This is a genomic window from Stenotrophomonas sp. Ps181 (genome assembly GCF_025697425.1).
Classification (GTDB): domain Bacteria; phylum Pseudomonadota; class Gammaproteobacteria; order Xanthomonadales; family Xanthomonadaceae; genus Stenotrophomonas; species Stenotrophomonas sepilia.
In genome coordinates, this window is the sequence record NZ_JAHWBI010000002.1 from 461,818 (window position 1) to 476,142 (window position 14,325).

Consider the following 14,325-nt stretch of genomic DNA (forward strand, 5'->3'; position numbering starts at 1 on the left):
GATACCCGCTGTCGATGGATGCGGACACGCAGCGCGCGCTGCAGCAGCTGGCGGACAAGCACGTGGACATGGAGCGCAGCCTGGGCGAATTGCTGGCCGGCCGCGTTCAGATTCCAGAGTTCACCCTGGCCAAGCCGCCGCGGGATTACCAGCGGGTGGCCGGGGCGCAGCTGTCCATCCGCGGCGGCCTGCTGCTGGCCGACGACCTTGGACTCGGCAAGACGGTCACCGGCATCTGCCCGATGGCCGCGCCGGGCAACCTGCCGGCCGTGGTGGTGTACCCGGCGGCGCTGCCGAACCACTGGCCGGAGAAGCTGGCCGAATTTGCACCGCAGCTGCGCGTGCACCACATCAGGAAAAGCGCGCCGTACCCCCTAGTGCGCCAGCCGAAGCAGAGGATCAAGGATCTGTGGGACACGCTGCCGGACGTGATCTTGGTCAGCTACCACAAGCTCCGGGGCTGGGCCGAGACGCTGGGGGAGATCGCGCAGTACGTGGTGTTCGAGGAATGCCAACAGCTGCGCAGCCCGGACAGCAGCATCCACAGCGCTTGCCGGCATCTGGCCAGCCGTGCGCGGCTCCGCATGGGCCTGACCGCTACCCCCATCTACAACTACGGCTGCGAGTTCTTCCATGTGGTCGACCCGCTGCTGCCGGGCTGCCTGGGCACCTATGACGAGTTCCTGCGGGAATGGTGCATCTCCGCGCCCGGGGAGAAGGCCAAGCTGCAGGACGCAGAGCAGTTCGGCCAGTACCTGCGGCGACAGGGGATCATGCTGCGCCGCACCCGCAAGGAAGTGGGGCGTGAGCTGCCGGCGCTGTCGAAGATCCCGCACGAGGTGGAATCCGACGCCAAAGCACTGGACGCCATCACCGGCGACGCCGCGGCGCTGGCGCGGATCATCCTGCGGGCCAACGAGCAGTACCGCGGCGAGAAGATGCAGGCCGCCGGCGAGTTCGACCGGTTGCTGCGGCAGGCGACCGGCGTGGCCAAGGCGCCCTACGTGGCCGAGTTCGTCAGGCTGCTGCTGGAGAGCGGCCAGAAGGTGCTGCTGTTCGGGTGGCACCGAGAGGTTTACAGCATCTGGCAGGAGAAGCTCGCTGCGTACAACCCCGTCATGTACACCGGCAGCGAGTCGCCGAGCCAGAAGCAGGCAGCGAAAGACGCATTCATCAGCGGCGATAGCCAGGTGATGCTGATCAGCCTCCGCTCGGGTGCGGGCATCGACGGGCTGCAGCACGTGTGCAGCACCGTGGTGTTCGGCGAACTGGACTGGTCGCCAGGTGTCCACGAGCAGTGTATCGGCCGCGTCCACCGCGACGGCCAGACCGAGCCGGTCATGGCGTACTTCCTGCTCTCCGACAGCGGCAGCGACCCGATCGTGTCGGACGTGCTCGGGGTGAAGCGGGAGCAGATCGAAGGTGTGCGCAGCCCGGGGGAACACCTGGTGGAGCGCCTGGACGTAGGCGAGAACCAGTTGCGCGCGCTGGCCCAGCAATTCCTTCAACAGCAGGGCGTGGCCCTGGAAACAACGAACGTGACAACCATGGAGACTACCCGATGATCCCGAAATTCCCGAGCCTGGATGAGGCAACCCACCACCTGTACCTGGAGGGGAGGGAAGGCCCTATCAGGTGTCAGGTCGACGGCAGCGTGTGGGACGTCTGGCAGGACGGCCGGTCCCGCTGGGTCAGCAACTCCGAGGTGGCCTGATGTCGGCAGTAGCAGCGCCCGCGGCGGCCCTGACGCCGTGCGGCAACTGCGGCAGCGACGAAGTGCGCATGCGGGCGCGGGGCAGCGCCAGCAGCCGGCGCACCGCGCAGGTCGTGTGCGCGCGCTGTAGCGCCCACAGTGAGCTGTGCGTCGGCGCGGATGCGGAAGCTCAGGCGGCCAAGGCTTGGAGACACAAACACCACGCGCCTCCGGCACCGCCAGCAGCGAGGGTGGCGCGCGACCGAGTACCGGTGCCAGAACCCACCCTGCGGCGAGATCCACTCGAGCTGATCGCCCGCATGCTGGTCGGCGGAAGTTTCCGCGAGCCATCGAACGGCAGGTCGTCCATACAGCCTTTGACGCCCGCCGACATTGCTGGTGCCGTCGGGCTGATGCGGGATCCGGTAGCCAAGCAGGCAGCTGTAGCGGTTGCGCTGCGGGGACAGGGCGTGTCCTTAGCCTCGCTCGGGCGGGCGCTGGCTAGGCGTGTAATGCGACAGATCCAGTGGGAGCGTCGAAATGGGGCCGAGCTCGCGCTTCGAATGGACGAGCCGGCAGATCGTTGGCGGATGCGCCTGGTACTGCAGGATGCTGTGAACGACTTGATATGGCCTGAACGTAGGGTCGCTGCGCAGTCGGCGGCTAAGGCGGCCAAGATGCGCAAGAGCGAATATCTACGGGTCTACGGTATTGCCAGCTCTGCGTTGTCGCAGGCGCTGGAGGATGCCCGCGCAGAGTTCAGTGCCAGGCTCTTCTTCAGCCAACGGGGGTAGGTTGACCGGATGACCTGGTCAACTCATCCTTTGCTTAACGATAGGGGGCGGGCCATGTCAAAAGGAACTTCGTGGATTAGGAGCCTGCCGTGGGTGGGGATTACCATCAGCATGCTCTGTCTGGCGCTGATCGTACTGAGAAATCTGTTTCCGAACATTTTCAAGATGGACGCTGTCTCGATCGGCCTTCTGATCGTCGGGGTGGCTCCATGGATTCGATCTGCGATCAAGTCAATTGAGGTGGCAGGAGTTGGCAAAATTGAGCTTAATGACGTCGAAAAGGTAGCTAAGGCTATTGAAGCTTCAGACCTGCCAACCCCAGATGATGCGCCAGATTTGCCGGAAGGAATTCAAGGGGCTGAACAAGTAGAGCAGGATCAACCAGACGTGAAAGTCGCGTCCAATGAAGGGAACACTTGGGCGGAACCAAAGGAGGCAAACAAGGGCAGCACAGACTCGGGAACCCCGCTTACTATCTTCTACACGATTGATGGCGCAGCGCCCAAGCGCATCAAAAGCGGCGCACGTCCCGCTGACGATCTCGTAGAGTTGGAGCTGCGCACATCTCTTCTTCCCGGCAAGAGCAGCAGCAGAGTTGAGCTCTCAGGTTTAAGAGAGATCTTGATGCGCAGCATCCGGTATCTGTGTCAGATCAACTCGATACCACCGCTCGGGCTTTCTACGATGGGCATGATGCATCGACTGATGGAAAAGTCGGTGATTACGACGAGCCAAGCAGGCGGAATCGTTGCTGCCATGGATATGATCAATGAAGTGGAACACACGTCCGCTACGCCAGAGGCCATGCGACGTACGCTGGATTTGGCAAAAGAGGTTGTCGAGTCACTGGACGTGATGATTCGGAAAAGCGAGGTAATTCGTCTTGCCAGAACTCGAAATTCCCGGGGCCTCGATGAGAAAGAGGGCGAGGGCGGCTAGTCGTAGATATTAAGCAACATTACCGCAGTCGCCGCGAAACTTACCGCATTCGCGCGAATGCGGTAAGGAACCTTACCGCAGTTGCAGCGGGAACCGGGATTGTTGTCCAATCGATACCGTGGGCGAGATTCCGATCCGTTCCACTCAACGGCCGCAGGCCTGGACTCGGGAGGTCCAGTCACCTGCGGTTCGTCGTTTCTGGGGCGGGTTGCCAGATGGGCGCTGGGCCGGACTGTAAATCCGGCGTCTGTGACTCGCGTGGTTCGACTCCACGTCGCCCCACCATTAAACAGAGCGGCGCCTGGATGCTTGCAGGCATCCAGGCGCCGCCGCAGTACACGCGTTTCGCCCGCGTGCCATTGGCTTAAGCCCTGCCGCTCTCCGGAGAGCGCGCGCAGTTTGCTTAACGAATGTCGCACAGGTTGAGACTTGAAGACAAAGACGTTGTTCCCCTGGCCGGGCGGTAAGACACGCCTGGCGAAGCACCTGCTGCCGCTGATCAACGAGCGGCCCCATACCTGCTACGTCGAAGCCTTTGCTGGCAGCGCCGCCATGCTGTTCGAGCGTGCACCGGCCAAGATTGAAGTTCTAAACGACACGCACGGAGAGCTGGTGAGGCTGTACCGAGTGGTCGCCAACCACCTGGACGAGTTCGTTCGGCACTTCCGTTGGTCACTGACCAGCCGGGAAATGTACCGGTGGGCTCAGCTGCAGCACGTCGAAACGCTGACTGATATCCAGCGCGCCGCGCGGTTCTACTACCTGCAGAAGCTGAGCTTCGGTGGAAAGGTGGACGGGCAGTCGCTGGGCGTTGGCCCGACGGCTGCAAAACGTATCAACCTGCTTCGGTTGGAACAGGATCTGAGTGATGCGCACCTCCGACTGCAGGGGGTGGTGATCGAACAATTGCCGTGGCAGCGCTGCATCGAGAAGTACGACCGACCCGAGACCTTGTTCCTTCTCGATCCACCGTATTGGGAGACGACGGGCTATGGAAGCGAGTTCGGTATGGATCAGTACGAGCTGTTAGCAGCAGCCATGGCCCAGCTCAAGGGCAGGGCAATCCTGACCATCAACGATCATCCCGCTATGCGGGCACTGTTCGACCGCTTCACTCGCGTCAGCGTGCCCATCCGCTACACCGTTGGTGGCGGCGAGGGCGTTGCGCGGAGCGAGCTCATCTATACGACCTAGCCGGGCATCAGGTCCGGCTGGGTCCCGTGCTCCGCCTGCGTGGCGGGGCTGAACCTCTGCAGGAACCGAAATGACGCAGATCACTCCCCAACAGGCTGGCGGCGTGAACGTCGTGGCCTTTCTCGACATGCTGGCCTGGTCCGAAGGGACGGACAACGGCAGGCAGCCCACGAACGACCGCGGCTACGACGTGCTTGTCGGTGGTGGCTTATTCCGGGGCTACGCCGACCATCCTCGCGTGCTGGTGGACCTGCCGAAGCTCAAGATCCAGTCGACCGCAGCCGGCCGGTACCAGCTGTTGCGCCGTTACTACGACGCCTACAAGAAGACGCTCGGCCTGAAGGACTTCTCGCCCTTGAGCCAGGATCTGATTGCGCTGCAGCAGATCCGTGAGCGCCGCGCGCTGCGGCTGATCCAGGCGGGCAAGATCCGGGAAGCCATCAAGGCGGTCAGCAACATCTGGGCCAGCCTGCCGGGCGCTGGCTACGGCCAGCACGAACACAAGATTGCCGACCTGTTGGCCGTGTACCGCAAGGCCGGCGGGACGGTGGTGCCGTGACTGAGCCCGTGAGCACACTGAAAACCATCGTCGGGACGTTCACCGCGGCTGTTGTGGCGCCGGCGACAGCCGACGCGCTGCGGGAGGCCGAACGGGTGATCCTTGGCGTACCGCAGTCCGTGCTGCTGGTTGCTATGGCGGGAGCGCTGATCGGTGTCCTGCTGCTGCCGGAGAAGGACGCGGAGCGGGTGGCAGCTGATGCCAGCCGCCGACGCGGACACCGTCTCCTGCAGACCGCCGCGCGGTGGGCTGCCCTGGCAGTAGCTGTCCTGGCCTACGCCATCGTGGCCGCATGGGTCATCGCCGTTGCGGCTTCCATCTGGCCTGCACTGGCGGGCGCTCCGCAGCTGCCGCTGGCCGGTCTGTCCGGCGTCCTGATCCGCCGGCTGCTGCCGGGTTACGTGCGCATGGTGGAGCGAGCCACCGGCGCCATCGGAGGCGACAAGCCATGAGCGTACTGATTCGATTCTTTCGCGCACTGTGGACGGTGATCGTAGGCGCCGCTGCCGACGCGCTGCAGTGGCTGAGCAAGCCCGGCAGCAAGATCAAGCTGGTGTGCGCGGTGCTGGCCTTCGGCTGCATGGTGTCCGGGCTTACTGCCTGGGAGAAGGAACAGAAGATCCGCGACCTGAGCGCCCAGGTGATCAAGGTACGTGCCGACTGGCAGGCTGATGCCGCTCGACTGCAGGCCGACGTGGATACGCGCGATCAGCGTTTGGCCGAGGTCGCCGCCGCATTGAGGGCCGAAGCCGAGAAGCTGGAAGCCCTGAAGGCAGAGAGCGCGGCAGCACTTCAGGACCTGGCCGGAAAGATTGAGGCATCCGAGAAGGAGGCATCCACCTGGCGCGGCCGCTACGAACAACGGCCGGACACCTGCAAGGCAGCACTGGAGCTGCTCGATTCCGCCTGCCCAGCACTGAAGGGGTACTGATATGCGCACCATCGTGGTTGCTACCGCTGCGCTGCTGGTCGCGTGCCATGCAGCACCTACCAAGCCGAACGCGCCGCCGGCAGCCGTCATCACGGTTCCGGTGGCCACCTACGTGCCGATCGACGCCCAGCTGCGGAAGCGCTGTAAGTGGGTGAAGGAAGCGGCGCCGTCTGCCGTATTCGAGGTGAGCAACGGCCGGAAGCGTTGCCTGCTGCAGTACGAGGCGCAGTTCGATGCCATCGACCAGGTGCAGGGGAAGCCGGCAGCACAGTAGGTGGCCATCATCAAAGGGAAGGCGGCGCAGTGTGCGCCGCCCCCTCGGTCATTCAATCCGTTTCTCGTTGTCTGCATCCCAGATAGCGGCGACCGCAGCAATCGAAGCGACCAGCCTTGTTCCATGAACGCAGTCGCCTCGGTTCTTGTAGCCCTCACCGCTGTCTGCGATCACCTTGCCGTTCTGAGCGAAGAGGCGCCAACGGAACTCACCAGCACTGTCCTTATATACGACGAACTGCTCGGGATTACCTGCCATGTCGTTCTCCTAGCGACCGGAATGGTCGAGGCGACTCTATGTGACGGGGATCACGCCTCGCCATGGACAGCCCTGTGGACAACTTGTTGGCAACGTGTGTGCGGGGGCCCCCGGGCTTATCCACAGCGACCGGGGGGAATTCGGACCCCGGTCAAAGACAGTTTTTCGGCCTCTATGGTGCTCCACCACAGGGCACGGTTTTGGCGGGTTTTCCCGGGAGAAACCGCATTTTCATAGCTGAATAGGTTGCGCATCGGGTAGCACATGGCCGACATCCACGAATTCACCAAGGGCTGGTCCGTGGCCAGGCTGGCGGATGAGTTCGGAATGGACCGCCGAACGGCCAGCAAGCGGCTGAAGGAGGCCGGCGTCCCGCCGCTGACCAAGCGAGCTGGGCACGACGTCTATCGCCTGGCCGATGCAGCTCCTGCGCTGGTGAATCCGGGGGCCGCAGCGTTCGGCGCGGAGGGCGTGGTCGACCCGCGCGACCTGCCGCCGATGGAGCGGCGCGCCTACTACCAGTCGGAAAACGAGCGCCTGAAGGTTGAGTCGACCATCGGGCAGCTGGTGCCGGCCGCAGAGGTCGAGGCCGACTACGCCGAGCTGGTGAAGAAGGTCGTTCAGTTCTTCGACACGCTGCCTGACGTGCTCGAGCGCAAGGCAGGCCTCACGCCGGAGCAGGTGGTCAAGGTCCAGGACGAGTGCGATCGCGTCCGGCAATCCATGTACGAGGGCATCACCGATGACGACGTACGCGACAGCGCGTAGCGTGCGCCAAGGCGTTGCCGAGATGATCCGGCCGCCGCGCCGCATCAGGGTGAGCGAGGGAGCGCGCGTGCTGCAGGTGGCCAATGCCGCCGGGGCCGCCGGATCTTGGGATCCGGACACGACGCCCTACATGGTCGAGCCGCTGGACACGACCGGTAGCCGCCACTACGAGGCGGTGGTGTTCGTAGGGCCGGCGCGGTCTGGCAAGACCATCTCGCTGATCGATGCGCGCTTGGCCTACCTGATCACCTGCAACCCGGCCGACGCCATGGTTGTGCAGATGTCCAAGGATGCGGCCGAGGACTACAGCAAGACCCGTATCGCCCGCAGCATCGCCGCCAGCCCGGAGCTGCGCTCCAGGCTGAGCCCGCGTGCTCACGACGACAACATCCTGCTGAAGTTCTTCCGGTCGGGAATGTCGTTGCGCATGGGCTGGCCGTCGGTGTCGGTGCTGTCGGGCAAGGACATCCACGACGTCCTGATGACGGACGTGGACAACTACACCGGCGACCTGACTATCGACGAGTGCTTCGGCCTTGGCCTGAAGCGCACGCAGACCTACATGTCCGCCGGCATGGTGGTGGCCGAATCGAGCCCGGCAACCGACTACGCCGACGGTGCGTGGAAGCCTCTGCACCCACACCAAGGTCCGCCGGCGGCCGGCATCGCGGCGCTGTACGCGCGCGGCGACCGCCGACGCTGGTACTGGCCATGCCCGGAGTGCGGCGAGAGGTTTCAGGCAGCGCCAGGCTATGACGGCTTCGCGTTACCGCCGATGGAGGAACTGCTCGAACGGGTCGTGCTGGACGACGTGCAGAAGATGGCGCGGCACTACTCGCTGCTGCACTGTCCGCACTGCGGTGTGGGCCTGCAGCACCGGTGGAAGGACGGGATGAACCGCAGCGGCGTGTGGGCTGCGGAGGGCCAGGTCGTGCACGCCGACGGAACGGTCACCGGTGAAAGGCCGGAAGCGCGCATCGCCAGCTACTGGCTGGGTGGTGTTGCAGCCGCCTATCAGTCCTGGGAATCGCTGATCGAGCGCTACTTCCAGGCGCTGCGGACGTTCGCTACCACCGGTGAAGAGCGGCCGCTGAAGACGACGCATAACGTCGACGGCGCGATCAACTACGTGCCGATGGCAGCGCGCTCTGCCAGTGATCCGAACGAGATGCAGGAGCGGGCCGAGGTCTGGCCTGCGGGTGCTGTGCCGGCGGGCGTGCGTTTCCTGCTCGGTGAGGTCGACGTCCAGGCCAACCGGTTCGTCGTGCTGGTGCTGGGCTTCGGCATCGGAGAATCCGGGCAACTGGAGCGCTGGGTGGTCGATTCCTTTACCCTGCGCACCTCCAAGCGGGAGGACGGTTCGGGCGGCTTCCTGCCACTGGACCCTCCGAAGTACCTGGAAGACTGGGAACGCCTGGTCGAAAAGGTCATCAGCCGGCGCTACCCGCTGGACGATGCCACCGGCCGCAGCATGCCGGTGCATGCAGTGGGTATCGACTGGGGCGGCAAGTCGGGCACCTCGGTGCGCGCGCTGGAGTTCTGGCGTTCGCTCAAGGCCAGGAAGCTGCACGCCAGGGTCAGGCTGATCAAGGGCGATGCGCGCCGCGAGGGTGGGCTGTTCCGGGAGACTTTCCCGGACAGCAGCAAGCGCCGGGACCGCAAATCAGGGTCGAAGGGCGATGTGCCGCAGCTGCTGCTCAACGTGGACCGACTGAAGGACACGGTGGACGCCAACATCAAGCGGGCCGAGCCCGGGCCGGGCTACTACCACTTTCCCGACTGGCTGCCCGAGGCGTTCTACGCGGAGCTGACGGCCGAATCGAGGACGGCCCGAGGCTGGGAAAACTTGGCCAAGCGCCGCAACGAAGCCTTCGACCTGTGCGGCTATGCCGAAGGCATGGCGCTGTGGCTGAAGGTTCCGGCCATCAACTGGACCGCGCCGCCGGCATGGGCCGCGCCGTGGGACGACAACCCAGACGTGAGGGCAGACGACGTCGCGCCGGCGCCAACGCCGCGCACGCGAACCCGCCGCGTCATCCGAAGCAAGTACCTGGGACGCTGATATGGCATTTACCAAAGAACAGGTCGCGAAGCTGGAGGCAGCTATCTCGGCGGGCGTCCTGAGCGTCCGCTACGCCGACCGAACTGTGACCTACCAAAGCCTGGACTCGATGCGGCGGCTGCTGAAGCAGATGCGGGACGAGATTGGTCAAGCATCAGGCGCGCCTCGGCGTCGTCGCATCGTGCGCCTCTACCAGTCGGGGACCGGAAATGTCTGATATCGCCGAAGGCCCTTACCGCGCCGCCGGCAATGGCAGACGCCTGCGCACTTTCCGGCCGACCTCGCTCGGGCCCAATGCCGCATTGACGGGCCTGTCCACATTGCTGGCCCGGGCACGGCATCTGGCCCGCAATGACCCGTGGATGGTCAGTGCGCTCAACAAGAGCGTATCCAACGGCATCGCCACTGGCATCCAGGCAAAGCCAGTTTGGGGGTCGAAGGAGCACAAGAAGAAGCTCACCAAGCTGTGGACCCGCTGGGGCAAGTACGCTGATGCAGACGGCGTGCTGGGCTGGGAGGGTCTGCAGGCGCTGTCCTGGCGCGAGTGGAACGAAGCCGGCGAGGTGTTCGCCCGGCTTCGCTACCGGCGGCCCGAGGACGGCTTGCCAGTGCCGCTGCAGGTGCAGCTGATCGAATCGGAGCAGTGCCCGCAGCACTACAACGGCGTGGCCAGCAACGGAAACGCGATTCGACAAGGCATTGAGGTCGATCGCATCGGGCGCCGCGTGGCCTACTGGATGTACCGGGAACATCCCGGGGATCTGCAGCAGACCGTCAACGGCAACGAGTTGGTGCGTGTGCCTGCGGAGCAGGTGCTGCATCTCTTCCGGCCGAGCCGCGCCGGTGCGATGCGGGGCGTACCACGCTCCGCTCCGGCTCTGCTGCGCATGTTCAACCTGGACCGCCTCGATGACGCGGTGCTGGAACGGCAGGCGCTGGCCAACCTGTTCGCAGGCTTCATCACATCAGATGCCAGCGCTGATGGCGACGAGGGCGATGCCGTCGGAGATCTGATCACCGGTGAGGACGTCGATGGAATGGCCATCGGTGGCCTGGAACCCGGCACGCTGCAGGAGCTGCCACCGGGTCGGAAAATCGACTTCGCCAATCCGCCCAGTGCCGGCTCTGACTATGCGGAGTTCCTGCGTGGTCACCTGCTGGCGATCTGCGCCAGCCAGGACGTGCCCTACGAGGTGCTCACCGGCGACTTACGCAACGTCTCCGACCGCGCGCTGCGCCTGATCCTCAACGAGTTCCGCCGTGTCATCGAGCAGGACCAGTGGCTCTACATGATTCCCATGTTCTGCCAGAAGGTGCGCGACGCCTTCATTGATCAGGCAGTGCTGGCCGGCCTGCTGAAGGTGCCACGGTATGCGGCCCTTCGCGACGATGTGACCGAAACCCTGTGGGTGCCCGAGGGCTGGCCGTGGAGCCACCCGGTGCAGGACGTGACGTCCGAACTCAAGGCCGTGCGGGCGGGCTTCAAATCGCGCAGCAAGGTGGTGCTGGGAGCTGGCGAGGATCCCGAACAGGTCGACGCTGAGCAGGCGCTGGACAACGAGCGCGCAGACGCGGCCGGGCTTCGCTACGACAGCGACCCGAGGCGTACGAACGCCTCCGGTGCCCGGCAGGACGACAAACCCGGCGCCCCTGGCGCCAACAACGATGAAGGGAATGACGATGACGAGTAAGCCTGGCCTCTTGGCCCGAATGCTGGGTCGCGGCAGCCGTGCGCCTGTGGTGGCCTCGCTCGCTGCCGCGGTCCTCAATCAGCCGTTGCTGGTGCAGCCGACCATCGGCGAGGCACTGGTGGGCGGCTATCTGGAGGGGAAGGTCACCAGCGACGACAGCGTGCTGAAGGCCGACCGCTTCGAAGTGTCCGGCGCCGACGGGCAGCCGGTGGGTGTCGCCCAGAAACTGATCGGTGTGATCAACCTGTCCGGTGCAATGGTCAACCGGCCGATGCCCGGCGCCAGCGGCCCAGGTCCGGTGAGCTATGCCGCGGTGCGCGACACCTTCGATGAACTGCTCAACGACGATGCGGTGACGTCCATCATCCTGCGGCTGGACACCCCGGGCGGCATGGCGTCTGGCTGCTTCGACCTGGTCGACCACATCTTCGAGGCGCGTGGCCGGAAGCCGGTGTATGCGCTCGTCGATGACCATGCGTACTCCGCTGGTTTCGCCCTCGCTTCTGCCTGCGACGAGATCTGGATCAGCCGCACCGGCGGCGTCGGGTCGGTGGGCGTGGTCCGCTTCCACCATGACTGGAGTGGCAACAACGCACAGATCGGCCTGAAGGTCACCCCGCTTTTCGCAGGTGCCCGCAAGGTCGACTTCAACCCCAACTTCCCCCTTAGCGAGGAAGCGCACGCAGAGGCAATGGCGGATCTGGAGGACATGTACACGCTGTTCGTCGATACCGTCGCGCGCAACCTCGACATGGAAGCCGAAGCGGTGCGCGCCACCGAGGCGGCCTGCTACCGCGGCCAGGCCGCTGTGGCGGTGGGTTTTGCTACCCGGCTCGGCACTTGGCACGACCTGATCGCGCACCTCGGCGCGGCCGAAGCGGCACCGCCGCCCGCGCCGGGCGGCCCGGATCCGGACGACGAGCCGGAGGCAGCGGCAACGCCGTTGGTGCCCGAGGCCGCACTCGCGCCGCCGGCAGCCGTCTTGGAGAACCCGGCAGCCGCGCTGGCTGCCGCGGTCGCTTCCAGCGATCTACCGCCGGCGCTCGCTGTGGCATTGCTGCGTCGCCCGATGCAGCAGGGTGAGCAGGCGGCAAGCGCGATCGAGTACGCGACCGCAGTCCAGGATGCATGCGCGGCTGCACTGCGTGGCGATGACACGATCGCGGCCAGCTTCATCGAGAAGAACACCGACCTCGACACGGTGCGTGCACAGCTGTTGTCGATGAAGGCGGAAGAGGGCCGGAGTACTCAGGTCGTCACCGCACACCCGGCCTCCATGGCCGATCAACGAGCCGCCGAAATGAAGGCGCAGCTGAACCCCAACAACATCTACAAGAACCGAGGTAACTGACGATGGAAATCTCTCTGGCCGGCACCCGCACCGGCGAATTCCTGCTGTCCGAAGCAGGCGGCGAGCGCAGCCGCGAAATGATCCGTCTGCCGGCCGGGCAGGGCATGCTGTCCGCCGGCACCCTGCTCAAGGCCGACAATACCGTGGCCGCCAACGGCGCCGATGCAGTGAAGGTGCTCTACGGCCCGGTGGATACCGGTGCGAACGCTGGCGAGCTGCCGGTGAAGGGCGCAGCGATCGCACGCGATGCAGAGGTCTTTGGCGAAAAGCTGGTCTGGGCTGACGGCGTTACCGACGATCAGAAGTTGCTGGCCGCGCTGAGCCTGGCCGAGTCGGGAATCATCACCCGCTGGACCCAGCAGCCGATCGCGTCGAACGCAGCCGATCACCTGGTGTTCGTGACCGAACCGCTGACCGGCACCGCCGGGGTTGCGCTGGGCCCGATCGTGGTACACGTCAAGGACGTCTTTGGTGCCCTGGTCACCGGCAGCACCGTCAGCGCCACTCTGGCCAAGGCCAGCGGCACCGGAAACCTGGCCGGCGGCGGTGCAAAGGCAGCCGTGGGCGGCGTCATCACCTGGGATGCCGCGACGCTGAGCGCAGCGGGCGACTACACCCTCAAGGTGACGGCCGCCGACCTGGGCGAAGCCATCAGCGACACCATCACCATCGCAGCCGCTGCCGGCGGCTGACCGCCGAGCAGCTCCCTCTTCACCCGCTGACCCCTGGCCCCGCTTTCGCGGGGCCTTTTCGTATCCCATTCCAAGAGAGAAATCACCATGGATCTGCAGACCCTTCTGGCTCTGGGCGTGCTGAGCTTCGACGCCCTGAACGCCTACATCAACAACCTGCCGCGCATCTCCACGCGGCTGGCCGACATGCGCCTGTTCCAGGAAGATGGCCTGGTCGGCACCACCATCGTCAAGGTGGGTATCAAGGGCACCAAGCTGGTGCTGGTCCCGAACGTTCCGCGCGGTGCGCCCGGCCAGCCCAAGGGGCTGGAGCGTGGCAAGGTGAAGCTGCTGGAAACCACCCACCTGCCGCAGAACTCGACGGTCATGGCTGACCAGCTGCTGGGCGTTTATGACCCGGCCGACCCGGAAGGCGCCAACGTTGCCGCCGTGGTCAACGCGCTGCAGGCGGTGCACAAGCGCGACCTGGACTTCACCATCGAATACCACCGTATGGGCGCGCTGCAGGGCAAGCTGCTCGATGCCGACGGATCGGTGATCATCGACTTCTACGAGGAATTCGGTGTCAGCCAGATCGTCATCGGCATGGAGCTGAACAAGGACGCCACCAAGGTCCGCGCCAAGTGCATGGCCATCAAGCGCGCAATCGAGGAAAAGCTGGGTGGCATTCCGTACACCGGCATCCATGTGTTCTGCAGCGCCGGCTTCTTCGATGCCCTGACCGACCACCCGGACGTCCAGAAGGCCTACGAGCGCTGGCAGGACGGTGCCGCGCTGCGCGATGACGTCCGCAAGGGCTTCGTGTTCGGCGATATCACCTTCGAAGAGCTGCAGGGCAATACCGGCGGCGATCTGGCCCTGGCAGATGGCGAGGCCATCGCGTTCCCGTTGGGTGTGCCGGACATGTTCCTGACCCGCTTCGCGCCGGCGGACTACCTGGAAACGGTGCGCGGCATCGGCCTGCCGTACTACACCAAGACCGCCCCGATGCGCATGAACAAGGGCATCCAGCTGGAAAGCCAGTCCAACCCGCTCAACATCAACACCCGACCGGACGCAGTGATCCGCCTGAAGGCCGGCGCGAAGTAAGCCAACAGTGCCTGGCCCGCTCCGGCGGGC

The 14,325-nt window shown here is 65.0% G+C and carries 14 protein-coding genes and 1 tRNA gene; 14 read left to right on the plus strand and 1 reads right to left on the minus strand.

What is annotated here, in order from left to right; translation table 11 throughout:
- Positions 1 to 68 precede the first annotated feature (68 nt).
- The 8 genes from KXV01_RS05805 (at position 69) to KXV01_RS05840 (ending at position 6,384) form a co-directional block, all read left to right on the plus strand.
- Positions 69 to 1,565 carry a DEAD/DEAH box helicase gene (locus tag KXV01_RS05805; protein WP_263467571.1) on the plus strand — a complete coding sequence of 499 codons (1,497 nt, stop codon included), beginning with the start codon at positions 69 to 71 and terminating at the stop codon, positions 1,563 to 1,565.
- A 1,015-nt stretch (positions 1,566 to 2,580) separates the two neighbouring features.
- Positions 2,581 to 3,426, plus strand: coding sequence for a hypothetical protein (locus KXV01_RS05810; protein WP_263467572.1), 846 nt, complete (start codon positions 2,581 to 2,583; stop codon positions 3,424 to 3,426).
- Positions 3,427 to 3,626: 200 nt separating this feature from the next.
- A tRNA-Tyr gene (locus KXV01_RS05815) sits at positions 3,627 to 3,711 on the plus strand.
- Between the two features lie 144 nt (positions 3,712 to 3,855).
- Positions 3,856 to 4,620 carry a DNA adenine methylase gene (locus KXV01_RS05820; RefSeq protein WP_263467573.1) on the plus strand — a complete coding sequence of 255 codons (765 nt, stop codon included), beginning with the start codon at positions 3,856 to 3,858 and terminating at the stop codon, positions 4,618 to 4,620.
- Between the two features lie 70 nt (positions 4,621 to 4,690).
- A complete protein-coding gene (locus KXV01_RS05825) occupies positions 4,691 to 5,179 on the plus strand; it encodes a glycoside hydrolase family 104 protein (protein ID WP_263467574.1) in 489 nt (162 codons plus the stop codon).
- Positions 5,180 to 5,187: 8 nt separating this feature from the next.
- Positions 5,188 to 5,631: a hypothetical protein gene (locus tag KXV01_RS05830; RefSeq protein WP_262219391.1), complete on the plus strand. Its 444-nt coding sequence runs from the start codon at positions 5,188 to 5,190 to the stop codon at positions 5,629 to 5,631.
- On the plus strand, positions 5,628 to 6,110 hold the full coding sequence (locus KXV01_RS05835) for a hypothetical protein (RefSeq protein WP_263467575.1): 483 nt from the start codon (positions 5,628 to 5,630) through the stop codon (positions 6,108 to 6,110). The genes KXV01_RS05830 and KXV01_RS05835 overlap by 4 nt, the downstream gene beginning before the upstream one ends.
- A 1-nt stretch (position 6,111) precedes the next feature.
- Entirely contained in the window at positions 6,112 to 6,384 is a 273-nt protein-coding gene (locus tag KXV01_RS05840; RefSeq protein WP_263467576.1) for a hypothetical protein, read from the plus strand.
- Positions 6,385 to 6,432: 48 nt separating this feature from the next.
- On the opposite strand, the gene KXV01_RS05845 is transcribed toward KXV01_RS05840, so the two are convergent.
- On the minus strand, positions 6,433 to 6,642 hold the full coding sequence (locus KXV01_RS05845; protein ID WP_263467577.1) for a DUF1508 domain-containing protein: 210 nt from the start codon (positions 6,640 to 6,642) through the stop codon (positions 6,433 to 6,435).
- A 264-nt stretch (positions 6,643 to 6,906) separates the two neighbouring features.
- On the opposite strand from KXV01_RS05845, the gene KXV01_RS05850 reads away from it, so the two are divergent.
- The 6 genes from KXV01_RS05850 (at position 6,907) to KXV01_RS05875 (ending at position 14,295) form a co-directional block, all read left to right on the plus strand.
- Entirely contained in the window at positions 6,907 to 7,410 is a 504-nt protein-coding gene (locus tag KXV01_RS05850) for a DUF1441 family protein (RefSeq protein ID WP_008265668.1), read from the plus strand.
- Positions 7,411 to 7,486: 76 nt separating this feature from the next.
- Complete coding sequence (locus tag KXV01_RS05855) at positions 7,487 to 9,472, plus strand: phage terminase large subunit family protein (protein ID WP_263467578.1); 1,986 nt, start codon at positions 7,487 to 7,489, stop codon at positions 9,470 to 9,472.
- 143 nt (positions 9,473 to 9,615) lie between these two features.
- Entirely contained in the window at positions 9,616 to 11,163 is a 1,548-nt protein-coding gene (locus KXV01_RS05860) for a phage portal protein (protein WP_263467579.1), read from the plus strand.
- Complete coding sequence (locus tag KXV01_RS05865) at positions 11,138 to 12,514, plus strand: S49 family peptidase (protein ID WP_263467580.1); 1,377 nt, start codon at positions 11,138 to 11,140, stop codon at positions 12,512 to 12,514. Before KXV01_RS05860 ends, KXV01_RS05865 begins: the two co-directional genes overlap by 26 nt.
- A 2-nt stretch (positions 12,515 to 12,516) precedes the next feature.
- The gene (locus KXV01_RS05870) at positions 12,517 to 13,206 is read left to right on the plus strand and encodes a head decoration protein (RefSeq protein WP_263467581.1); all 690 of its coding nucleotides are present in this window, start codon (positions 12,517 to 12,519) and stop codon (positions 13,204 to 13,206) included.
- Between the two features lie 87 nt (positions 13,207 to 13,293).
- The gene (locus KXV01_RS05875; protein ID WP_064239311.1) at positions 13,294 to 14,295 is read left to right on the plus strand and encodes a major capsid protein; all 1,002 of its coding nucleotides are present in this window, start codon (positions 13,294 to 13,296) and stop codon (positions 14,293 to 14,295) included.
- Positions 14,296 to 14,325 lie beyond the last annotated feature (30 nt).